21 protein-coding genes are annotated in these 20099 nt (G+C 65.9%); 11 read left to right on the forward strand and 10 right to left on the reverse strand.

Going from position 1 to position 20099, the window contains the following annotated elements:
• Positions 1-110: 110 nt before the first annotated feature.
• Positions 111-1673 carry an oligopeptide:H+ symporter gene (locus tag ABE483_RS11515; protein WP_070470348.1) on the forward strand — a complete coding sequence of 521 codons (1563 nt, stop codon included), beginning with the start codon at positions 111-113 and terminating at the stop codon, positions 1671-1673.
• Between the two features lie 7 nt (positions 1674-1680).
• Entirely contained in the window at positions 1681-2304 is a 624-nt protein-coding gene (locus ABE483_RS11520) for a rhomboid family intramembrane serine protease (protein WP_019182898.1), read from the forward strand.
• 88 nt (positions 2305-2392) lie between these two features.
• Here the strand turns inward: ABE483_RS11520 and ABE483_RS11525 are convergent, their stop codons facing one another.
• Positions 2393-2572, reverse strand: coding sequence for a hypothetical protein (locus tag ABE483_RS11525; protein WP_313210339.1), 180 nt, complete (start codon positions 2570-2572; stop codon positions 2393-2395).
• Positions 2573-2784: 212 nt separating this feature from the next.
• On the opposite strand from ABE483_RS11525, the gene ABE483_RS11530 reads away from it, so the two are divergent.
• The 5 genes from ABE483_RS11530 (at position 2785) to ABE483_RS11550 (ending at position 6372) form a co-directional block, all read left to right on the forward strand.
• Positions 2785-3087 (forward strand): GNAT family N-acetyltransferase, encoded by a 303-nt coding sequence (locus ABE483_RS11530; protein WP_121041132.1) that lies wholly within the window; start codon positions 2785-2787, stop codon positions 3085-3087.
• 65 nt (positions 3088-3152) lie between these two features.
• Positions 3153-4010, forward strand: a complete 858-nt coding sequence (locus ABE483_RS11535) for a DUF3298 domain-containing protein (RefSeq protein ID WP_313218849.1) — start codon at positions 3153-3155, stop codon at positions 4008-4010.
• Positions 4011-4024: 14 nt separating this feature from the next.
• On the forward strand, positions 4025-5143 hold the full coding sequence (gene cfa / locus ABE483_RS11540) for a cyclopropane fatty acyl phospholipid synthase (protein WP_346481733.1): 1119 nt from the start codon (positions 4025-4027) through the stop codon (positions 5141-5143).
• A 159-nt stretch (positions 5144-5302) separates the two neighbouring features.
• Positions 5303-5884 carry a hypothetical protein gene (locus ABE483_RS11545; protein ID WP_346481734.1) on the forward strand — a complete coding sequence of 194 codons (582 nt, stop codon included), beginning with the start codon at positions 5303-5305 and terminating at the stop codon, positions 5882-5884.
• A 92-nt stretch (positions 5885-5976) separates the two neighbouring features.
• The gene (locus ABE483_RS11550) at positions 5977-6372 is read left to right on the forward strand and encodes a tetratricopeptide repeat protein (RefSeq protein ID WP_346466671.1); all 396 of its coding nucleotides are present in this window, start codon (positions 5977-5979) and stop codon (positions 6370-6372) included.
• A gap of 122 nt (positions 6373-6494) precedes the next feature.
• Here the strand turns inward: ABE483_RS11550 and ABE483_RS11555 are convergent, their stop codons facing one another.
• A complete protein-coding gene (locus tag ABE483_RS11555) occupies positions 6495-8666 on the reverse strand; it encodes a M3 family metallopeptidase (RefSeq protein ID WP_346466672.1) in 2172 nt (723 codons plus the stop codon).
• Positions 8667-8927: 261 nt separating this feature from the next.
• Between ABE483_RS11555 and ABE483_RS11560 the strand changes: the two genes are divergently transcribed.
• Positions 8928-9410 carry a glutathione peroxidase gene (locus ABE483_RS11560; protein ID WP_313210324.1) on the forward strand — a complete coding sequence of 161 codons (483 nt, stop codon included), beginning with the start codon at positions 8928-8930 and terminating at the stop codon, positions 9408-9410.
• 254 nt (positions 9411-9664) lie between these two features.
• Here ABE483_RS11560 and ABE483_RS11565 read toward each other — a convergent pair whose 3' ends face one another.
• The 5 genes from ABE483_RS11565 to ABE483_RS11585 form a co-directional block, all read right to left on the reverse strand.
• Positions 9665-10210 carry a TlpA disulfide reductase family protein gene (locus tag ABE483_RS11565; RefSeq protein ID WP_313210322.1) on the reverse strand — a complete coding sequence of 182 codons (546 nt, stop codon included), beginning with the start codon at positions 10208-10210 and terminating at the stop codon, positions 9665-9667.
• 203 nt (positions 10211-10413) lie between these two features.
• Positions 10414-11193 carry a ferredoxin--NADP reductase gene (locus ABE483_RS11570; RefSeq protein WP_019185907.1) on the reverse strand — a complete coding sequence of 260 codons (780 nt, stop codon included), beginning with the start codon at positions 11191-11193 and terminating at the stop codon, positions 10414-10416.
• Between the two features lie 95 nt (positions 11194-11288).
• Positions 11289-13160, reverse strand: coding sequence for an ABC transporter ATP-binding protein (locus ABE483_RS11575; protein WP_259261553.1), 1872 nt, complete (start codon positions 13158-13160; stop codon positions 11289-11291).
• Between the two features lie 191 nt (positions 13161-13351).
• Positions 13352-13795, reverse strand: a complete 444-nt coding sequence (locus ABE483_RS11580) for a carboxymuconolactone decarboxylase family protein (RefSeq protein WP_346464627.1) — start codon at positions 13793-13795, stop codon at positions 13352-13354.
• 36 nt (positions 13796-13831) lie between these two features.
• On the reverse strand, positions 13832-14728 hold the full coding sequence (locus ABE483_RS11585; RefSeq protein ID WP_346464626.1) for an RNA polymerase sigma-70 factor: 897 nt from the start codon (positions 14726-14728) through the stop codon (positions 13832-13834).
• Positions 14729-14881: 153 nt separating this feature from the next.
• Here ABE483_RS11585 and ABE483_RS11590 point away from each other — a divergent pair, with 153 nt between their 5' ends.
• Entirely contained in the window at positions 14882-16399 is a 1518-nt protein-coding gene (locus ABE483_RS11590) for a fumarate hydratase (protein ID WP_019185911.1), read from the forward strand.
• A gap of 102 nt (positions 16400-16501) precedes the next feature.
• Here the strand turns inward: ABE483_RS11590 and ABE483_RS11595 are convergent, their stop codons facing one another.
• Positions 16502-17137 (reverse strand): LysE family translocator, encoded by a 636-nt coding sequence (locus ABE483_RS11595; protein ID WP_313218840.1) that lies wholly within the window; start codon positions 17135-17137, stop codon positions 16502-16504.
• Positions 17138-17297: 160 nt separating this feature from the next.
• Between ABE483_RS11595 and ABE483_RS11600 the strand changes: the two genes are divergently transcribed.
• Positions 17298-17933, forward strand: a complete 636-nt coding sequence (locus ABE483_RS11600; protein WP_313218839.1) for a glutathione S-transferase family protein — start codon at positions 17298-17300, stop codon at positions 17931-17933.
• 177 nt (positions 17934-18110) lie between these two features.
• The gene (locus tag ABE483_RS11605) at positions 18111-18464 is read left to right on the forward strand and encodes a hypothetical protein (RefSeq protein ID WP_313210307.1); all 354 of its coding nucleotides are present in this window, start codon (positions 18111-18113) and stop codon (positions 18462-18464) included.
• 9 nt (positions 18465-18473) lie between these two features.
• On the opposite strand, the gene arsC is transcribed toward ABE483_RS11605, so the two are convergent.
• The gene (arsC, locus tag ABE483_RS11610; RefSeq protein WP_313218836.1) at positions 18474-18827 is read right to left on the reverse strand and encodes an arsenate reductase (glutaredoxin); all 354 of its coding nucleotides are present in this window, start codon (positions 18825-18827) and stop codon (positions 18474-18476) included.
• Positions 18827-19993 carry a phospholipase A gene (locus tag ABE483_RS11615; protein WP_346464624.1) on the reverse strand — a complete coding sequence of 389 codons (1167 nt, stop codon included), beginning with the start codon at positions 19991-19993 and terminating at the stop codon, positions 18827-18829. The genes arsC and ABE483_RS11615 overlap by 1 nt, the downstream gene beginning before the upstream one ends.
• Positions 19994-20099: the final 106 nt, after the last annotated feature.

The raw sequence follows: 20099 nt of genomic DNA on the forward strand, positions 1-20099 counted from the left end.
GGCCCGCCTGCCATGTCCGGCGCCGCCTGTCATGCAGCTGTGCAGCGTGCGCTGGGGTAGGGGGTTCCGGTAATCTTGGTCCTTTCGTGTTCGCAGGACAGCCCCACAGGATGAGCAATATCGCAGCCGCCAGCGCAGGCAAAGGCAAGATGCCGCGCCAGATTCCCTACATCATCGGCAATGAGGCCTGCGAACGCTTCAGCTTCTATGGGATGCGCAACATCCTGGTGCAGTTCCTGATCACCTCGCTGCTGCTGCAGGAGATCACCGCCGATGGCCGCGCCGGTGAGGCGAAGGACATCATGCACAGCTTCATGATCGGCGTGTATTTCTTCCCGCTGCTCGGTGGCTGGCTGGCCGACAAATTCTTTGGCAAGTACCACACCATCCTGTGGTTCAGCCTGATCTATTGCGCCGGTCACGCCTGTCTGGCCATCTTCGAGGACAGCCGCCAGGGCTTCTTCGTCGGCCTGGGCCTGATCGCGCTGGGCGCGGGCGGCATCAAGCCGCTGGTGGCCTCGTTCATGGGCGACCAGTTCGACCAGAGCAACAAGCATCTGGCCAAGGTCGTGTTCGACGCCTTCTACTGGATCATCAACTTCGGCTCGCTGTTCGCCTCGCTGCTGATCCCGCTGGCGCTGAAGAACCTGGGCCCATCGTGGGCCTTCGGCATCCCGGGCATTCTGATGTTCGTGGCCACCTTCGTGTTCTGGATGGGCCGCAAGCGCTATGTGCTTGTGCCGCTGCCGCCGAAGGACCCGCATTCGTTCGGCAACGTGGTGCGCACCGCGCTGTCGGCACAGGTGCCGGGCAAGGGCCGTCCGGGGCGTACCCTGGCCATTCTCGGCGCGGTGCTGGCGGTGGCCTCGATGGGGCTGGTGGGCAGCCTGGGCATCGTGATCTGCCTGTGCATCGCGCTGGTCCTGTTGCTGGCCGGTATCGGTGGCGGTACCTGGATCCAGCTGGACCGCGCCCGTGCGGTGCATCCGGCCGAAGCGGTCGAGGGCGTGCGCTCGGTGCTGCGCGTGCTGGTGATTTTCGCCCTGACCACGCCGTTCTTCTCGCTGTTTGACCAGAAGGCCTCGACCTGGGTGTTGCAGGGCCAGCAGATGGCCATGCCAAGCTGGTTCACTGCGTCGCAGATGCAGGCGCTGAACCCGCTGCTGGTGATGATCCTGATCCCGTTCAACAACTTGGTGCTGTACCCGATGCTGCGCCGCTTCGGCTTCGAGCCGACCGCGCTGCGCCGGATGACCGCCGGTATCGCCTTCAGCGGCCTGGCCTGGATCGTGGTCGGTGGCATCCAGGTGATGATGGATGGCGGCAACGTGATGTCCATCTTCTGGCAGATGCTGCCCTACGCGCTGCTCACCTTCGGTGAGGTGCTGGTATCGGCCACCGGCCTGGAGTTCGCCTACAGCCAGGCGCCGCAGGCCATGAAGGGCGTGGTGATGAGCTTCTGGAACCTGACCACCACCATCGGCAACCTGTGGGTGCTGCTGTCCAACGCGGCGGTGCGCAACGATACGGTGACCCACCAGATCGCCAGTACCGGCTTGAGCGAGGCGGCGTTCCTGATGTTCTTCTTCGCCGGCTTTGCGTTCCTGGCGGCGTTGGCCTTCGGTTGGTATGCCAAGCGCTATCGTATGGTCGACAACTACCGCACCGCCTGAGCCTGACATGACCCCAGTCAACCTGCTGCTGATCGCCATTACCGTCATCGTGTCGTGGATGGCGTTCAAGAACCGTGCGCTCGCCGACCGCCTGATCCTGTGGCCGCCGGCGGTGGACCGGAACCGTCAGTACGATCGCCTGATCACGTACGGGTTCATCCACGCCGATCTGTCGCACCTGGCGTTCAACATGATCACGCTGTTCTTCTTCGGCGGCTTCATCGAACAGGTGATGCTGCAGCTGAGCGGCAGCTACCTGACGTATCCGGCGTTCTACCTGGGTGCGTTGCTGGTGTCGATCCTGCCGAGCTATCTGAAGAACCAGAAGAACCCCAACTACCTCAGCCTGGGCGCATCGGGCGCGGTATCGGCGGTGCTGTTCGCCTTCATCCTAATCAAGCCGTGGTCGATCATCCTGGTGCTGTTCATTCCGGCGCCGGCGATCATCTATGCCGTGTTCTATGTCGGCTACAGCATCTGGATGGACCGCCGCGGCGGCGATCGCATCAACCACAGCGCGCATCTGGCCGGTGCGGCCTTCGGTGTGCTGTTCATGCTGGCCATGCAGCCGAGCATCTTCAGCCACTTCCTGCGTGAGCTGAGCAACCCGACCTTCCGCCTCGGCGGTTGAGTCGGGGCGTACCGACCAACGGTCGGTACCTACGACGACGTATCTGGCCGGGGTAGCTCACGACCGTTGGTCGTGAGCCCGGCAACCGTCAGGCGGCCTTCTTGCCGTCTACGCCATAGGTGCTGAGCAGGCGGGCATAGACCTCGTTGTCGATCTGGTCGAATTCCCAGCCTTGGGTCTGGCCATTCACGGCCAACTGGAACAAGCCTTCCAGCAGCGATGTGTCGGCGTCGCCGTGGGGGGCGGGGGCAGGTGCAGTGTTGTCCATGCGGACCTCCGGAAAGCGGGTGCGTACAGGCAGGTCTTCGCAAAAGCCATGCCAGCTTTCACGCCCTGTCCGACTCCGGTATCGGCCTGCAGGCGCCGGGCTTTAGGGCGGGATGTGACGCAGCACGTCGCTGCTTGCCCCTGTTCAGGCTTCACGCGATCATGGCGGCCGGCTGCGCACTATCGCTGCAGTCGCCGCAGGAGACACCGCTCATGGCTTCGGTCACGCCGCCCGGACTGGCTTACGAGGTGGAGCACGATCTGGCCAATCACCGCTTCCAGGCCCGGGTCAAAGGGCATCTGGCGCTGCTGGATTACCAGATCAAGCGCAAGCGGATGATCATCACCCATACCGAGGTGCCGGAGCCGATCGCCGGCCGTGGCGTGGCGGGTGAGTTGACCAAGGTGGCGCTGCGCTATGCGCGCGAACAGAAATTCAAGGTGGTGCCGGCCTGCGCTTACGCCGAGGCGTTCCTGCAGCGGCACGAGGAGTACGACGACCTGCTGGTCCGATGACGACAGCGGGTCATGCTTCAGGGATGGCCGATCATGATGGTGGGTTACAACAAGGGGATTTCAGGATGAACATCGCAGGAAACCGTCGCGCGCTGCGCGCCAGCGCGTTGGCCATGGCCATGGGCGTGGTGGTGCTGGCAGGCTGCAACAAGCACGACGGCGACACACAAGCACCGGCGGCGCCGGTCGACACGGCCGCCGAAGCCGTCGCGCCCGCGGTGGCTCCCGACGCACCGGTCGAGCTGCGCGATGTGATCGAGACCTCGCCGCAGGCCGTGGTCGGGATCACCTACCCGCCGGACATCGCCCGGTATCCGGGCTTGGCCAAGGCGCTGGGTGGCTATGCCGACAGTGCGCGGGCAGAGCTGCAGCAGGCGCTGGACGGGCTGGGCAACGACAAGCCGACCATGCCCTACGAGCTTTCGCTGACCTTCGAGAAGGTGCTGGAAACGCCGCAGCTGGTGGTGGTGACCGCCGATGGCAGCCGCTATACCGGCGGCGCCCACGGTGAGCCGCTGGTGGCGCGCTTTGTGTGGCTGCCGGAGCAGCAGCAGATGCTGACCGCCGACAAGCTGGTGGCCGATGCCAAGGGCTGGAAGGCGATCAGCGATTACGTGGCGGACCAGCTGCGCGAGCGCGTGGCGACCCGGTTGAGCGGCGATGAAATGGAACCGGCGCAGATGCAGGAATCGCTGCGCAATGCCAGCCGGATGATCGCCGACGGCACCGGGCCAAGTGCCGACAACTTCAGCCAGTTCCAGCCGCTGACCGGTTCCGACGGGCGCATCTCTGCGATACGCTTCGTGTTCCCGCCCTACCAGGTAGGGCCGTACTCGGACGGCACGCAGACCGTGGACGTCCCGGCCGCCGTGCTGGTGCCGCACGTGGGGCAGGATGTCGCGGGGTTGTTCGCCCGGGGCTGATCGACGGAGGCGACGTGGACGCTGGGCTGCAACGACGGGTCACAGGGTTGCTGCATGAGGCGGGGGTCACCGTTGACGGTGACCAGCCGCAGGACATCACGGTGCACGACCCGCGCTTCTACGCGCGGGTCATGGCCCAGGGCTCGCTCGGCCTGGGCGAGAGTTACATGGACGGCCAGTGGGACGCCGCCTCGCTGGACGGCTTCCTGTATCACCTGATGCAGGCTCATCTGGACGAGCGCGTGCACAGCTGGCGCGAAGTGGCCGATGGACTCAAGGCGCGCCTGTTCAACCTGCAGGCGGGCGGTGGCAGCTTCGAAGTCGGCAAGCGCCACTATGACCTCGGCAACGACCTGTATGAGGCCATGCTCGGCCAGCGCCTGGTCTACAGCTGCGGTTACTGGCGCGACGCGCAGGACCTGGACGGGGCGCAGGAGGCCAAGCTCGACCTGATCTGCCGCAAACTGGAATTGCGCCCCGGCCAGCATGTGCTGGATATCGGCTGTGGCTGGGGCGAAGCGTTGAAGTTCGCCGCCGAACGCTATGGCGTCTCCGGCGTGGGCATCACCATTTCGCAGGAGCAGGCCGAGTACGCGCGCCAGCTGTGTGCCGGTCTGCCGATCGAGATCCGCCTGCAGGACTACCACGACCTCAACGAGACCTTCGACGCGATCTTCTCGGTGGGCATGTTCGAGCACGTGGGCGACAAGAACTATCGCGGGTACTTCGAGGTGGCGCGGCGCTGCCTGCATCCGCACGGGTTGTTCCTGCTGCACAGCATCGGCGGCAACCTGTCGCGCCACCGCACCGATCCCTGGATTGCGCGCTATATCTTCCCCAATTCGATGCTGCCCTCGGCCGCCCAGCTCACCGCCGCGTTCGAAGGGCTGTTCGTGCTGGAGGATTGGCACAACTTCGGCACTGATTACGACCGGACGCTGCAGGCGTGGCGGTTGAACGTGGAAAACGCGTGGCCGCAGCTGGATTCGCAGCGTTACGACGAACGCTTCAAGCGCATGTGGCGTTTCTACCTGGCCGCCTCGATGGCCAGCTTCCGTTGCCGGCATGCGCAGCTGTGGCAGCTGGTGCTGTCGCCGCATGGGGTGCCGGGTGGGTATGTGGCGCCGCGCTGACGGGATCGGCATGGATACCGCGTGTCGCCCCTCGAGGCGTTGTTACGGGATTGCATTCGTTCAGTTTCGATAGGCTGAAAGAATCACGATGTGTCGCGGTTGGGTCGTTCAATGCCTCGCGGGCACGCTGCGCTGCGGGACCGGACGATACGTGGCTCGGTGCGCAGTTTTTCGCCGCCGCCGCATGGCCAAGTTGGCGCGGTCGTTGCGCGCCGTGGCCTCTCGGCTGCGGTTCGCGATGGCATCCGTTCCCAACATGAAGTTGATCAACAGATGACGAGCAACAAGAAAACCCATTTCGCCAGCGCCATCGCGGTGCTGTTCGCCTGCACCCTGGCCAGCCAGGCGTCGGCCGCGCGCAAGGCCTACGACGTGGAAGAAGTGGCGTGCACTGATCCGTCCGACATGGTGTGCCTGTCCTGGAACCTGCAGACGGCGCCGGGCGGCTCACGCACGGCGGGCATGACTGTAACGCTGATGGCAGGTGAGACGATCTCCGGTGTGATCAAGCCGAGGGCGAACCGTTACACCACCACCATGCTGCGCACCAATCCAGATCTGGACATGTACATCGGCATGGGTTTCGAGCCGACCGAGCAGGCGTACACCTGCAATGTGACCGAGACCGAAAACTGCCGGATGAGCGGCTCCAACTTGCCGGCGTTCCACTTCAAGGTGAAGGCGAAGGTTGACCAGGCAGGATCGCCGCTGGGTTACGTCTATACCACCGCCTCGAACTAAGCGCGGTTGCGGCTGCCGGCACAGCGCTGGCAGCCGCGTTGATCCCGCCCGGCATCGCCGGTCGGGTGTGTTTCCCGTTAGCATTGCGCCGCATGCATGACGCCGTTTCTTCCGTCGTAGTCCACGCGTTGCTGAGCGCCCGCAGCGAGGTGGAGGCCGCGTTCGCCGGTACGCGTGATGCGGACGCTGCACTTGCAACGGCCACGGCCACGCTGGAGGCCGCGTTGTCGGCACACAGCGAAGATCCGCTGCTCCTGACCGGGCTCGGCGCCGTTGCCTGTGACCGCGCGCAGTACGCCCGTGCGCGTGAGGTGTTGCAGCGGGCGTTGGCGCTGGGTAGCGACGATCGGCATGCGGCATTCAACCTTGGCGTGGCGTTGCTCAATACCGGGCGCACGGCGCAGGCGAGGGCGGCGTTCGAACAGGCGCGCACGATGGCTGCCTCACCGTTTACCTGGGAAGCCTGGTTCGACCCGCAGGCGCATTGAGGGTCGCACCAACCAACGGTTGGTACCTACCGTCACGTCCGTATCGCCATGGGTAGAAGAACCAAAAAAAACGCCCGGCAGTGCCGGGCGTTTTTTGTACTGCACGTCGTTGCAGCGGACGCTTACTTCTTGCTGTCACCCGAGGTCAGGCCGCGCTTTTCGAGCAGCGGCTCGATCTGCGGGGCGTGGCCGGCGAAGTTCTGGAACAGCTCCATCGCATCGACGCTGCCGCCCTTGGAGAGCAGGGTCTGGCGGAAGTGGTCACCGTTCTTGCGGCTCAGGCCGCCGTTCTCGCGGAACCACTTCTGGGTGTTGGCATCCAACACTTCGGACCAGATGTAGGCGTAGTAGCCGGCCGAGTAGCCGCCCATGATGTGGCTGAAGTACGGGGTCTTGTAACGTGGCGGGACCGGCGCGTAGAAGATGCCGTCCTTGGCCAGGGCATCGGCTTCGAACTTCATGACGTCCTTGGCAGCCGGCACCTGGTCCGGGCCGATCTGGTGCCAGCGCTGATCGAGCATGGCCGCACCGAGGTACTCGGTGGTGGCGAAGCCCTGGTTGAACTTGGCGGCAGCGACGACCTTGTCGAGCAGGGCCTGCGGCATGGCCGTGCCGTTCTGGTAGTGCTTGGCGTAGTTCTTCAGGATGACCGGATCATCGGCCCACATCTCGTTGACCTGCGAGGGGAACTCGACGAAGTCGCGCGGCACCGAGGTGCCCGAGAAGTAGGGGTACTTCACGTTCGAGAACATGCCGTGCAGGGCATGGCCGAATTCATGGAAGGTGGTGGTCACTTCATCCCAGGTCAGCAGGGTCGGCTTGCCGGCCGGCGGCTTGGGGATGTTGAGGTGGTTGGCGACCACCGGCTTGAAGCCGGTCAGTTCGGACTGCGAGACGTACGAGTTCATCCACGCACCGCCGCGCTTGGAGGCGCGTGCGTACGGGTCGAAGATGAAGATCGCCAGCTGGCTGCCGTCGGCATCGAACACGTCATAGACGGTGACGTCTTCGTGGTAGACCGGCAGGTCGGTGCGCTGCTTGAAGGTCAGGCCGAATTCAAGCTGGGCGGCGTGGAAGACGCCGTTTTCGAGCACGTTCTTCATTTCGAAGTACGGCTTGAGCTGGGATTCGTCGAAGTTGTACTTGGCCTGGCGGACCTTCTCGCTGTAGAACGCCCAGTCCCAGGCTTCCAGCTTGAAGGTGGGCTTGCCGGCGGCCTTCTGCTCCTTGTCGATCATCGCCTGCAGGTCGGCGGCTTCGCGCTTGGCGTTGGCGACGGCGGCCGGGGCGAGCTGGCCGAGCATGGCGTTGACCGCTTCGGGGGTCTTGGCGGTCTGGTTGGTCAGGTTGTAGGCGGCGAAGTTCGCAAAGCCCATCAGCTTGGCCTTGTCGGCACGCAGCTGCATGATGCGCGAGACCAGGGCGGTGTTGTCGTACTCACCGCCGCGGCTGCCGCGGGTGATGGAGGCTTCGTAGATCTTCTGGCGCAGCGCGCGGTTGGCCAGGTTGGTCAGCGGCGGCTGGCCGGTGGTGTTGAGCAGGGTGATGACGTACTTGCCGTCCTGGCCACGGGCCTTGGCGGCTTCGGCAGCGGCGGAGATCTGCTCCTGCGAGAGGCCGGCCAGTTCCTTGACGTCATCGACGGTGATCGCCGAGGCGTTCACTTCGGCCAGCACGTTCTGGCTGAACTTGGTGCCCAGGTTGGCCAGTTCGGCGTTCATTTCCTTGAGCTTGGTCTTGTCGGCTTCGGACAGCTTGGCGCCGGCGCGGACGTAGCTCTCGTAGTACTTCTCGACCAGGCGCACGCCCTCGGCGTCGAGGCCGAGCTGGGCGCGGGTGTCGTACAGGGTCTGGATGCGGGCGAACAGCTTGCCGTTCAGCGCGATCGCGTCGCTGTGCGCGGCGAAGCGGGCGGAGTAATCGGCCTGCAGCTTCTTGCGTGCGTCGTTGGTGTCGGCACCGACCAGGCTGAAGAAGACGGTGGTGGCGCGGTCCAGGGTCTCACCGCTCTTTTCCAGGGCGATGAGGGTGTTGTCGAAGGTCGGCTTGGCCTTGTTGTTGGCGATCGCCTCGACTTCCTTCAGCTGCTGGGCCATGCCGGCGTCGAAGGCGGGCGCGAAGTCGCTGTCCTTGATCTTGTCGAACTGCGGGAAGTGCAGCGGCAGCGGGCTGTCGGCGAAGAACGGGTTGGCCTGCTGGGCGCTGGTCGCGGCCGGGGTGGCGGCGGTGGCCGAATAGGCGGGCAGGGCAAGGCCGAGGGTCACGGCGACGGCGAGGGCAAGACGGGTGGTCAAGGGGAATTCTCCGGTCAGACAAGTCTTTGAGGGTAACCCGAGCCGTTGCGGAGGGGCTTGTGTCGAAAGGCATGTTTTGGCCGGACCACGGCCGGGGCATGGCGAAAGCAACTGCGGCGCCGGACAGTTGATTGGCGCCTTAAAAAGCGGCGTGTGGCCAGATTGGGAGCAGTAGTGCCGGCCGCTGGCCGGCTCCCCAGCCGTGCAGGACGAGTCCAGCAGGCAAGCTAAGATGAGGTCTTTCCACCGGAATCCCCTGCCATGACCACTGCCTTCGACTTCCCGTTCGTGGACCTGTCCGGCCAGCCGCAGGCGTTGGCGCAGTACCGGGGCAAGGTGTTGCTGCTGGTCAATGTGGCCAGCAAGTGCGGCTTTACGCCGCAGTACGAGGGGCTGGAGGCGCTGTGGCGGGAGTTCGGGCCACGGGGGCTGGTGGTGGTCGGGTTTCCCTGCGATCAGTTCGGGCACCAGGAGCCGGGCGATGCGGCGCAGATCGGGGAATTCTGCTCGCTGACCTACGGGGTCAGTTTCCCGATGTCGGACAAGGTCGAGGTCAACGGCGCCGGCGCTGATCCGCTGTGGCAGTGGCTCAAGGCCGAGAAGGCCGGGGTATTGGGCACGCGCGGGATCAAGTGGAACTTCAGCAAGTTCCTGGTCGGGCGCGATGGGCAGGTGCTGGCGCGGTATGCGCCGACCGACAAGCCCGAATCGCTGCGCGGCGACATCGAGGCGGCGCTGGCGTAACGCCGGAGCGAGGCAGCGCCGGCGTAGCGCCGGGCTCTGCCCGGCTCCGTGATCCCGGTAGTGCCGGCCGCTGGCCGGCTCCTCGCATCACCGGTTCGCCCAACGTTCCAGCCACGCATGGCGTGGCTCTACCGGCTCGCATCACCGGTTCGCCCAACGTTCCAGCCACGCATGGCGTGGCTCTACCGGCTCGCATCATCGGATCGCCGACGTTCCAGCCACGCATGGCGTGGCTCTACACCGCAGCGGTGGAATCAGCCGCCTGCTTTCCGGTTGCGCACGTCTTCGGGCAGGAGGGCGAGGATGTCGTCGACGATTTTCGGCAGGCTCTGCTCGGAGTAGCCGCGATGCACGCCGGCGATGCTGCCGTCGTGGCCGATGATGAACATGTGCGGGATGGTCTGGATGCCGTACTGGTCGCTGACCTCGCCCTTGGCGTCGTGGATGTAGTCCAGTGGCGGGGCGTTGCGGCTGCGGGCGATGGCGGCGAAATCGGCGCGCGGTTCCTTCAGGTTCACCGCGTAGACCTGCAGCGCGTCATGCCCGATGACCTTCTGCAGCTGGCCCAGGATCGGCAGTTCCTTGCGGCACGGGCCGCACCACGAGGCCCAGAACGTGACGATGACGACCTTGCCGCGCTGGCTGGCCAGGTCCACCACATTGCCCCGGCGGTCCTTGCCCAGGATCTGCGGCGGGATATCGCCGGCTTTCGGTGAGGGCGTTGCGGGCGCGGCGGCGCTGGCAGCCAGGCTCATGGCGAGCAGCAGGCAGGCGAGGGCGGGGCGGATCTTCCTGATCATCGGTACGGCTCCAGGTCAGGCCCGGCCGTTGCCGGGCTGACGCGGAATATAGCCCAACGTGCATGCGATCGTTGCCGCGGGAGCCGACCAACGGTCGGCTCTACCCGGCAGGGCTGCGGTTGGCGTATCAGCCCCGTAGAGCCGGGCGCTGCCCGGCTGGCGCGCAGGTTCGTCGATCAGCCGGGCGGAGCCCGGCGCCGCGATTACTTTTCGACGAACGCGCGCTCGAAGACGTAGTGGCCCGGGGTGCCGATACGCGGCGAGGTCTGGAAGCCGCGGCTGTCCAGCACGGTGCGCAGGTCGGCCAGCATCTGCGGGCTGCCGCAGATCATGGCGCGGTCGTTTTCCGGATCCAGCGGCGGCAGGCCGAGGGTCTTCTGCATCTCGCCGCTTTCCATCAGCGAGGTCAGGCGGCCCTGGTTGGGGAACGCCTCACGGGTGACGGCCGGGTAGTACAGCAGCTTGTCGCCGATCATCTCGCCGAGGAATTCGTGCTCGCGCAGTTCCTTCTCGAACAGGTCGCGGTAGGCCAGGTCTTTTTCGTAGCGCACGCCGTGGGTGAGGATCACCTTGTCGAAGCGCTCGTAGGTTTCCGGGTCCTTGATCACCGACAGCCACGGCGCCAGGCCGGTGCCGGTGCCGAGCAGGTACAGGTGCTTGCCCGGGTGCAGGTCGCTGATCAGCAGGGTGCCGGTAGGCTTCTTGCCGACCAGCACCTTGTCGCCCGGCTTGATGTGCTGCAGGCGCGAGGTCAGCGGGCCGTCCTGGACCTTGATGCTGAAGAACTCCAGGTTTTCTTCCCAGTTGGCACTGGCGATGGAGTACGCGCGCAGCAGCGGGCGCGCCTCGGTTTCCAGGCCGATCATCACGAACTGGCCGTTCTCGAAGCGGAAGCCGCTGTCGCGGGTCGTGGTGAAGCTGAAGTAGGCGTCGGTCCAGTGACGGACCTCAAGCACCGTTTCGGCGCCAAAAGCGGAAGACATGGGGGTGGGGTTCTGGTCGGTTTCGTCGGGTCTAGTTTATCTCAAATGAGATAAATTCTCATTGACTGGCCGGACAGGCCTGTCGCGTCTGGGTTTCAGCGGTACCCGGCGGCCTGCAGCTCGAACAGTTCGGCATACCGTCCGCCCTGGGTCATCAGTTCGGCATGGGTGCCGCTGGCCTCGATCCGGCCGCCGGCCAGCACCAGGATGCGGTCGGCCATGCGCACCGAGGAGAACCGGTGCGAGATCAGCACCGCGGTGCGGTTGTCGGACAGTTCCTTGAAGCGCTGGAACACCTCGAACTCGCTGCGCGCATCCAGCGCCGCGGTCGGTTCATCCAGGATCATGACCTGTGCATCGCGCATGTAGGCACGCGCGATCGCGATCTTCTGCCACTGACCGCCGGACAGGTCCACGCCCATCTTGAAGCGGCGGCCGATGAGCTGGTCGTAGCCGCCGGGCAGGCCGGCGATCACTTCATCGGCCATGCCGCGGCGCGCGGCATCGCGGATGCGGGCGTCGTCGGTCATCGCCTCGACCAGGCCGACGCCGATGTTCTCGCCGGCGCTGAGGTTGTAGCGCACGAAGTCCTGGAAGATCACGCCCATGTTGGCGCGCAGGTCATCCAGGTCGTAATCGCGCAGGTCGCGGCCATCAAGCAGGATGCGGCCTTCGTCGGGGTCGTACAGGCGGGCCAGCAGCTTGACCAGGGTGGTCTTGCCGGCACCGTTCTCGCCGACCAGCGCCAGCACTTCGCCGGCACGCAGGTCGAAATCCAGATGGCGTACCGCCCAGCTTTCGGCGTCGGGGTAGCGGAATCCGACATTCTCGAACACGAAGCCCTGGGTGATCGGCTGCGGGATGGCGACCGCGTCCGGGCGCGAATGGATCTCCGGTTCGATCTGGAAGAACGAGAACAGATCGTCCAGGTACAGCGCTTGCCCGGCGACCTGCGAAAAGCCGATCAGCAGCCCTTCGAGCAGCTGGCGCAGGCGCAGGAAACTGCCGGCCAGGAAGGTGAGGTCGCCGATCGAGAAATCGCCGCGTACCGTGCGCCAGGCGATGTAGGCATACGCCGCGTAGTACCCGAGCGTCCCCAGCGCGGCGAGCAGCGTGCCCCAAATCGCGCGCTTGCGCGCGAGGGCGCGGTTGGCCAGGTAGAACTTCTCGGCCAGCCGTTTGTAGCGGTCGATCAGGAAGCGATGGAGGTTGAAGATTTTCACCTCCTTGGCGGTTTCCACGCTGGCCCCGATCTGGCGCAGGTACTCCAGCTGCCGACGCTCGGGCGTCCACTGGAAATTGAGGCTGTAGCCGGCGGCGTTGAAATGCGATTCGCCGATGAACGCCGGGATCAGCGCCACCGCGAGCAGCAGGATCAACCACGGCGCGTACACGATCAGGCCGACCGCAAGGCTGGCCACGGTGATGCTGTCCTGCACCTGGCCGAACAGCTGGCTCATCAGGTTCATCCGGCCCATGGTCTGGCGCCGTGCGCGGTCCAGCTTGTCCTGCAGGTCGGGGTCTTCGAAATCTTCCAGGTCCAGCTCGGCGGCGTGTTCCATCAGGCGCACGCTGGTGACGTTGGTGAACAGCTCTGACAACAACGTATCGGCGTAGCTGACCATGCGGCCCAGCAGGTCCGAGGCCATGGCCAGGCCGAACTCGAGTGCGAGCAACCCGAGCAGCGGGTTCAGCAGCCCGCTGGAGAGCGCCTCGCCGAACGGCGGGAAGCCCGCATCGTGCTGGCTGAGCAGTACCGCCGCATCGATGATCAGCTTGCCGACATACAGCATCGCCACCGGCAGCAACGCACGGATCACACGCAGCCCGAGGCTGGCCAGGGTCAGCCCGGGGCTGGTCTGCCAGACCTGGCGCAGGAACGGGGGCAGGTTGCGCATCGCATTGACGCGCTCGCGCAGGCTGGGATTCTTCTGGCCGGGTGCACCGGCAGCGGGGGAGGCGGGCATGGGCGGTATTGTGCGCGCCGTGACCGTGGTTGATGCATGAATTCAGTGCACGCGGACCGCAGCCCGGTAGTGCCGGCCGCTGGCCGGCGCCAGGTTGCATCCAGCATCGTGCGGAGCCGGCCAGCGGCCGGCACTACCCGTGCAGCACGACGATCGTGCGGAGCCGGCCAGCGGCCGGCACTACCCGTTCCTTATGGCAGCGGCGGCAGCAGGCCGGCGCCGAGGCGGTTCCAGGCGTTGATCACCGCGATGCCCATGCTCAGATCGCTGATGCCCTTCTCATCGAAATGCAGGGCCAGTGCGTCGTAGGCCGCATCGGACGGCGCTGCGCTGCTCAGCCGGGTCAGCGCTTCGGCCCAGCCCAGCGCGGCACGCTCGCGCGCATCGAAGAAGCGGCTCTCGTGCCAGGCCGGCAGCGTATCGAGCTTGCGCGGTTCGATCCCCCCCTTGCGCAGGGTGGTGCCGTGCATGTCCATGCAGTAGCCACAGCCATTGATCTGCGAGACCCGCATGAACACCAGCTCCATCAATACAGGATCGATGGAGCTGTCGTGGACGGCCTTGCTGGTGGCCAGCAGGCCCTTGAAGGCCTCAGCGGCCAGACGGGTGTAGGGAACGCGGGGCGAAGCGGACATGTGAGTACTCCATGACGGCCGCAATGGCCGTCTTCATCAGGAGGACGCGCCAGCCTCGCGCGCTGTGACAAGCGCGGTGAGTTTTTCCGGATTGAGCACGCTGAGCACGCGCACGATGCGCTCCCCATCGACCGTGATCATCGTGACCGAGTGCAACTGGTCCCCGGCAAAACGCAGGATCGCCGGCTCGCCGTTGACCTGGCCGAGCTGGGCGGGATGCTGGCCATTGCGACGGGCGATCGCCCAGTACAGCTGCGCGATACGCTCAGCGCCCAGCAGGGGGCGGATCGCCGCAGTCACGCGACCGCCGCCATCGGAGATCATCTCGGCGTTGGCGTCGAGCAGCGAGCGGATCGCCGTCAGGTCGCCCTGCTGCGAGGCGTCCATGAAGCGTGCCAGCAGGTCGCGGTGCTGCGCGGGCGAGACCGCGAAGCGTGGGGCGCCGGTCTGCAGCCGCTGCCGCGCCCGGTGCACCAGTTGCCGGCAGTTGGCGGGGGAGTGCTCCAGCAGCGGGGCGATGTCCGGGTAGTCGTAGTCGAACACGTCCTTGAGCAGGAAGGCAGCACGCTCGTCCGGCGTGAGCTGCTCCAGCAGCGCCAGGAACGCCACGGAAACCTCGTCGGCCAGCGCGTGGCGCTGGGCCGGGTCCTGCAGCGGATCCGGGTCCAGGGTGATCTCCAGCGGCTCGGGCAGCCACGGCCCCACGTAGTCCAGGCGCGCGCTGCGCCGGGCGCGCAGCCGGTCCAGCCCGAGCCGGGTGGTGGCGGTGACCAGCCAGCCCTCCGGATCGCGGATCACGGCGGTGTCGGTGCCCTGCCAGCGCAGCCAGGCGTCCTGGACGGTGTCCTCGGCGTCGCTGCGGCTGCCCAGCAGGCGGTAGGCCAGGGCGAACAGGCGGGGGCGGTGGGTCTGGAAGGTATCGGTCGGGGTCATGCCGGAAGGACGCGGCCGGGCAGACCGCTGTGACAAGGCTGGGCAGCCACTGTGCACCAAACCGGGCCACCGCGAGCGATTCTCAACGCCGCGTGGCGGTCCTTGTTAAAATCGGCGGTTCAACCCCGCCAGCCTCCAGCAAGCGAGCAAGTCGTGACATCGATCAAGCAGGAAGACCTCATCCAGTCCATCGCCGACGCGCTGCAGTACATTTCGTACTACCACCCGGTCGATTACATCAAGAGCCTCAACGCTGCCTACGAGCGCGAAGAGTCGCCGGCCGCGAAGGAGGCGATGGCCCAGATCCTGATCAACTCGCGCATGTGTGCCGAAGGCCACCGGCCGATCTGCCAGGACACCGGCATCGTCACCGTGTTCCTGGAAATCGGCATGAACGTGCGCTGGGACGACGCCACGATGGGCGTGGAGGACATGGCCAACGAAGGCGTGCGCCGCGCCTACAACTATCCGGACAACAAGCTGCGCGCCTCGGTGCTGGCCGATCCGGCCGGCAAGCGCATCAACACCAAGGACAACACCCCGGGCGTGGTCAACGTCAAGGTGGTTCCGGGTGACACCGTCGAGGTGATCGTCGCGGCCAAGGGCGGCGGTTCGGAAGCCAAGTCCAAGTTCGCCATGCTCAACCCGTCCGACTCGATCGTGGACTGGGTGCTCAAGACCGTGCCGACCATGGGCGCCGGCTGGTGTCCGCCGGGCATGCTCGGCATCGGCATCGGCGGCACCGCCGAGAAGGCGATGCTGCTGGCCAAGGAGTCGCTGATGGAGCCGATCGACATCAACGAGCTCAAGGCCCGTGGCGCCTCCAACCGTGCCGAAGAACTGCGCCTGGAACTGTTCGACAAGGTCAACGCGCTGGGCATCGGCGCGCAGGGCCTGGGCGGCCTGACCACCGTGCTGGACATCAAGGTCAAGGACTTCCCGACCCACGCGGCCAACCTGCCGGTGGCGATGATCCCGAACTGCGCGGCCACCCGCCATGCGCATTTCACGCTGGATGGCAGCGGCCCGGTGATGCTCGATCCGCCGTCATTGGAAGACTGGCCGCAGATCACCTATGACGCCTCCAAGGGCACCCGGGTCGATCTGGACACGATCACTCCGGAAGACGTCGCCAGCTGGAAGCCCGGCCAGACCCTGCTGCTCAACGGCAAGCTGCTGACCGGCCGCGACGCCGCGCACAAGCGCATGGTGGAGATGCTGGACAAGGGCGAGCCGCTGCCGGTCGACCTCAAGGGCCGCTTCATCTACTACGTCGGCCCGGTCGATCCGGTGCGCGACGAAGTGGTGGGCCCGGCCGGCCCGACCACCGCGACCCGCATGGACAAGTTCACCCGCCAGGTGCTGGAACAGACCGGCCTGCTGGGCATGGTCGGCAAGGCCGAGCGCGGCCCGGCGGCGATCGAGGCGATCCGTGACAACAAGTCGGCGTACCTGATGGCGGTCGGCGGCTCGGCCTACCTGGTCTCCAAGGCGATCAAGGCGGCCAAGGTGGTCGGCTTCGCGGATCTGGGCATGGAAGCGATCTACGAGTTCACCGTGCAGGACATGCCGGTGACCGTGGCGGTGGATTCCACCGGCGAGTCCGTGCACCAGACCGGCCCGCGCGAGTGGCAGGCCCGCATCGGCAAGATTCCGGTCGTCGTCGCCTGAGGCTTCCCGTCGCGATAACGCTGCACACGAAAACGGCGCCCCAAGGGCGCCGTTTTTCGTGGCTGAGGCGGGCAGGCACCGACCGTTGGCCAGTGCTTCTCCTCAGCGGCGCGCGTCCACCAGCATGCGCACCGCCAGCGCGCCGAGCACCGTACCCATCAGGCCGCGCTGCACCGTCTGCCAGCGCGGGCGTCCGGCCAGGAAGGTGGCAATACTGCCGGCGGCCAGTACGATCAGTGCGTTGACACTGACGCTGGTCGCGATCTGCACCAGCCCGAGCACCACCGATTGCACCATCACGCTGCCATGCCCATGGGGCTGGATGAACTGCGGCAGCAGCGAGAGATACATCACGGCGATCTTCGGATTGAGCAGCGCGGTGAACAGCCCCATGCCGAACAATCTGCGCGGGCTGTCATGGTCCAGCGTGCGCAGCTGGAACGGCGAACGTCCGCCAGGGCGCAGCGCCTGCCAGGCCAGGTACAGCAGATACGCCGCGCCGGCGAAACGCAACACATCGTAGGCATGCGGCACTGCCATCAGCAGCGCGGTGATGCCCAGTGCCGCGCACACCAGGTACACCAGAAAACCCAGCGCGACACCGCCCAGCGAGATCAGCCCGGCGGTGCGTCCCTGGCAGATCGAGCGCGAGATCAGATAGATCATGTTCGGCCCGGGCGTCAGCACCATGCCCAGCGAAATCAGACCGAAGGCGAGCAGAGCGGACGAATCGGGCATGGGAGGATCCTGGGCTGGCGGCGGGGCAGAAGACGCATTCTGCGAGCGTCCGCGGCGCAGTGGCAGAGACAGAACGCGTCCCCATCGCCCGTGCTCTGTACCCATGTGATGGCACGGAGCGCGAGCGCATACTGTGCGCCTCCCTCAAGAGGCCCTGAGCATGCGCACCACGTTGTATGGATCGCCGAGTACCGCCGCCCTGGTCGTCCATTGGCTGTTGCTGGAACTGCAGATCGAGCACGATCTGGTGCTGCTGGATTTCGACAAGCGCGAGCACAAGGATGCAGCGTATCTCGCCTTGAATCCGGCGGGCCTGGTGCCGACGCTGGTGCTGGACGGGCAGGTATTGACCGAAGCGGCAGCGATCGCGCTGCATCTGGCAGACCGCCATCCGGAAGCGGCCCTGCTGCCAGCCCCGGGGACTGCCGACCGTGCCGAGGCGTACCGCTGGATGTTCTGGTGCGCCAATACCGTGCAACCGGCGTATCGGGCGTGGTTCTACCCGCAGGAAATGGCGGGCCCCGAGCACGTGGACGCGACCCGCCAGCGGGCGCGCGAGCGGCTGGAAGGCGCGTGGCAGCATCTGGCCGAGCATCTGTCCACGCGCGGCCCGTATGTGCTGGGCGAGTCGTTGAGCGTGGTCGATTTCATGCTGGTGATGCTGATGCGCTGGTCGCGCAACATGCCCACGCCCAGTGACACCTGGCCGGCATTGAAGGCCTACGCCGATCGTCTGAAAGCACGGCCGGCGTTCGCCGAGGTCTACCGGCGCGAGGGCATCACCGACTGGCGTTGAAGGACGTCAGTCGATGTGCGCCTCGAAGATGCGACGCGCGCCGCAGCCGATGTAACGCAACAGGCGTCTGCGACCGCGCCGGGAACCCCGGCCTTAATTCGGAAAACAAGCAGTGCTACATTCCGGGCATGCACACATGCCGGCCACGGCCGGATGCTTTCCACACGGAGCACGACGATGCCGAGGATGCTTTCCGCCCTGCTGTTGATCCTGCTGGTCACCGCCTGCAGCAGTGATGGCGATTTCCACACCGCCCCGCCCAGCCTGCGCGAGGTCACCGCCGCCAACCAGTGCATGCAGCAGTGCCAACGCCAGTACGACAGTTGCATGACCAACCGTACGGGATTTGGCAGCGGCGACAGCTGTGGCGCCGGGGTGGCGACCCAGCGCGATGCGAAGTGCGACAAGATCGACAACCCGGACCTGCGTAAATCATGCCAGGCCAGCAGCGACTACTGCCGCAACCGGCTGCCGGCGCTGACCTGCGGGGAGGATATCAACCGGTGTACCAGCCGCTGCGGCGGCAGCTGAGGCGCGGTTTTACGCCGGTAGGATCTCCAGCACCGTCTCTGGCGGCCGGCACAGGCGTGCACCGCGCGGGGTCTCCACGATCGGACGGTTGATCAGCTCCGGGTGGGCGACCATCGCCTCGATCAACGCGGCATCGGACAACGCATCGTCGTCCAGCCCGAGCGAACCATAGGCCGGCTCCTTGTTGCGCAGCAACGCACGCGGGGCGATGCCCATGCGCGTGATCAGCCCTGCCAGCGTGGCACGGTCCGGCGGGGTCTTGAGGTACTCGATCACCACCGGCTCGATGCCGTGCTCACGCAGGATCTCCAGCGCCCCGCGCGAGTTGCTGCAGCGCGGGTTGTGCCAGATCGTCACCGCCATCAATACCACTCCAGCAGCGACACACCCAGGCCGACATAGGTGGCCTTGTGGTTGTAATCGATCATGCTCTCGCCGTAACCATCGAAAATCTGCACATGGCCGCGCAGCAGGTTGCTGATCGGGAAGCCGTAATCAAGCTGCAGCGCGCCGTGCGAGCGATCACCGCCGCGCAGCGAGTGCCGCGCCATCAGCGAGACCTCGTGGCCGTTCTTGTTCCAGGTCAGGGTCGCGTCGCCGCGGCCCATGTAATCGGAGATGTCCGGGTTGTTGTCGTCCTTGCGGTCTTCCGGGATGCGATACCACGGGCGCAGCACCAGCGCCCAGTTTTCCCGGTCCAGGCCGACGGTGGCGATCACCCGGTTCCAGCTGCGCGACAGGGGATCGGCGCGGCCGTTGGACATGTGGTTGACGCCGATCCCGCTCATGCGCCCGCGCCAGCCGCCGATCGAGTAGCCGTTGCGGAACATCATCATCACTTCCGGCTCGTAATTGGTCTCACGGAACGGGCGCGAGTTGTCGGCGTTGTAGGCCTGCCAGCGCGAGCTCTGCGTGTAGCCGGCCCAGATGTCGCCGTTGTCGCCGAACAGGTTCTCCACGATCTTGGTCTTGAAGCTGAGCTGGAACTTCAGTTCCGCGCTGTCCAGCTGCTGCGAGGTGGTGACCGTGTTGACCGGATTGGGCGACTGCGGCATCTGGTTCTTGTCGCTGGTCCAGAACGCGGGCAGCAGGTAGACCGGCTTGTAGGCGCGCAGCTGGAACGCGCCAAGCTTGGAGTCCTGCGCGAGCTCCCAACGGCTGTCGAGCAGCGAGCCCTTGCCGGCATTGGCCAGCGCATCTTCATGGCCGTCGTTCTTGAACACTTCTCCGAGGCGCTGCTTGACCCGCTGCGTCGCGGGCGCGTCGGCGTCGGCACTGCGGGCGGCATGACGTTCTTCCCGGCGCTCCTGCTTGGCGGCGGTGGCGGCGGCATCGGCGGCCAGCGTCACGTCGGGCGTGCGCCCGAACAGCGTGTCGTAGCAGGCCAGGCGCGCTGCGTCGGTGTCCACCAGTGCGCAGGCCTCTGGTGACGCCGGCTTCGGTGCCGCCTCCTGTGCTGCGGCGGGCAGGGCGGTGCCGGCCAAGGCCAGGGCAGTGAACAGGACGGAACGGGAATGGGGCATGGTCATGGGAGCAGGGCCGCGTGACAAGAATGAATGGGTCAACCGGCACAGTGTGGCCGCTGAGGAATAATCCCGCCAGCGCACGACACGGTCGATCTGATCCGGTTTATGC

Source organism: Stenotrophomonas sp. TWI602 (assembly GCF_039674045.1).
In the GTDB taxonomy this organism is placed as follows: domain Bacteria; phylum Pseudomonadota; class Gammaproteobacteria; order Xanthomonadales; family Xanthomonadaceae; genus Stenotrophomonas.

Excerpts from the sequence above, each read along its gene's own strand:
- ABE483_RS11515 (WP_070470348.1), top strand. The coding sequence starts at position 111 with ATGAGCAATATCGCAGCCGCCAGCGCAGGCAAAGGCAAGATGCCGCGC.
- ABE483_RS11600 (WP_313218839.1), top strand. The coding sequence starts at position 17,298 with ATGCGCACCACGTTGTATGGATCGCCGAGTACCGCCGCCCTGGTCGTC.
- ABE483_RS11615 (WP_346464624.1), bottom strand. The coding sequence starts at position 19,993 with ATGACCATGCCCCATTCCCGTTCCGTCCTGTTCACTGCCCTGGCCTTG.
- arsC (WP_313218836.1), bottom strand. The coding sequence starts at position 18,827 with ATGGCGGTGACGATCTGGCACAACCCGCGCTGCAGCAACTCGCGCGGG.
- ABE483_RS11530 (WP_121041132.1), top strand. The coding sequence starts at position 2,785 with ATGGCTTCGGTCACGCCGCCCGGACTGGCTTACGAGGTGGAGCACGAT.
- ABE483_RS11565 (WP_313210322.1), bottom strand. The coding sequence starts at position 10,210 with ATGATCAGGAAGATCCGCCCCGCCCTCGCCTGCCTGCTGCTCGCCATG.
- ABE483_RS11525 (WP_313210339.1), bottom strand. The coding sequence starts at position 2,572 with ATGGACAACACTGCACCTGCCCCCGCCCCCCACGGCGACGCCGACACA.
- ABE483_RS11605 (WP_313210307.1), top strand. The coding sequence starts at position 18,111 with ATGCCGAGGATGCTTTCCGCCCTGCTGTTGATCCTGCTGGTCACCGCC.
- ABE483_RS11585 (WP_346464626.1), bottom strand. The coding sequence starts at position 14,728 with ATGACCCCGACCGATACCTTCCAGACCCACCGCCCCCGCCTGTTCGCC.
- ABE483_RS11520 (WP_019182898.1), top strand. The coding sequence starts at position 1,681 with ATGACCCCAGTCAACCTGCTGCTGATCGCCATTACCGTCATCGTGTCG.
- ABE483_RS11570 (WP_019185907.1), bottom strand. The coding sequence starts at position 11,193 with ATGTCTTCCGCTTTTGGCGCCGAAACGGTGCTTGAGGTCCGTCACTGG.
- ABE483_RS11535 (WP_313218849.1), top strand. The coding sequence starts at position 3,153 with ATGAACATCGCAGGAAACCGTCGCGCGCTGCGCGCCAGCGCGTTGGCC.
- ABE483_RS11575 (WP_259261553.1), bottom strand. The coding sequence starts at position 13,160 with ATGCCCGCCTCCCCCGCTGCCGGTGCACCCGGCCAGAAGAATCCCAGC.
- ABE483_RS11580 (WP_346464627.1), bottom strand. The coding sequence starts at position 13,795 with ATGTCCGCTTCGCCCCGCGTTCCCTACACCCGTCTGGCCGCTGAGGCC.
- ABE483_RS11550 (WP_346466671.1), top strand. The coding sequence starts at position 5,977 with ATGCATGACGCCGTTTCTTCCGTCGTAGTCCACGCGTTGCTGAGCGCC.
- ABE483_RS11595 (WP_313218840.1), bottom strand. The coding sequence starts at position 17,137 with ATGCCCGATTCGTCCGCTCTGCTCGCCTTCGGTCTGATTTCGCTGGGC.
- ABE483_RS11560 (WP_313210324.1), top strand. The coding sequence starts at position 8,928 with ATGACCACTGCCTTCGACTTCCCGTTCGTGGACCTGTCCGGCCAGCCG.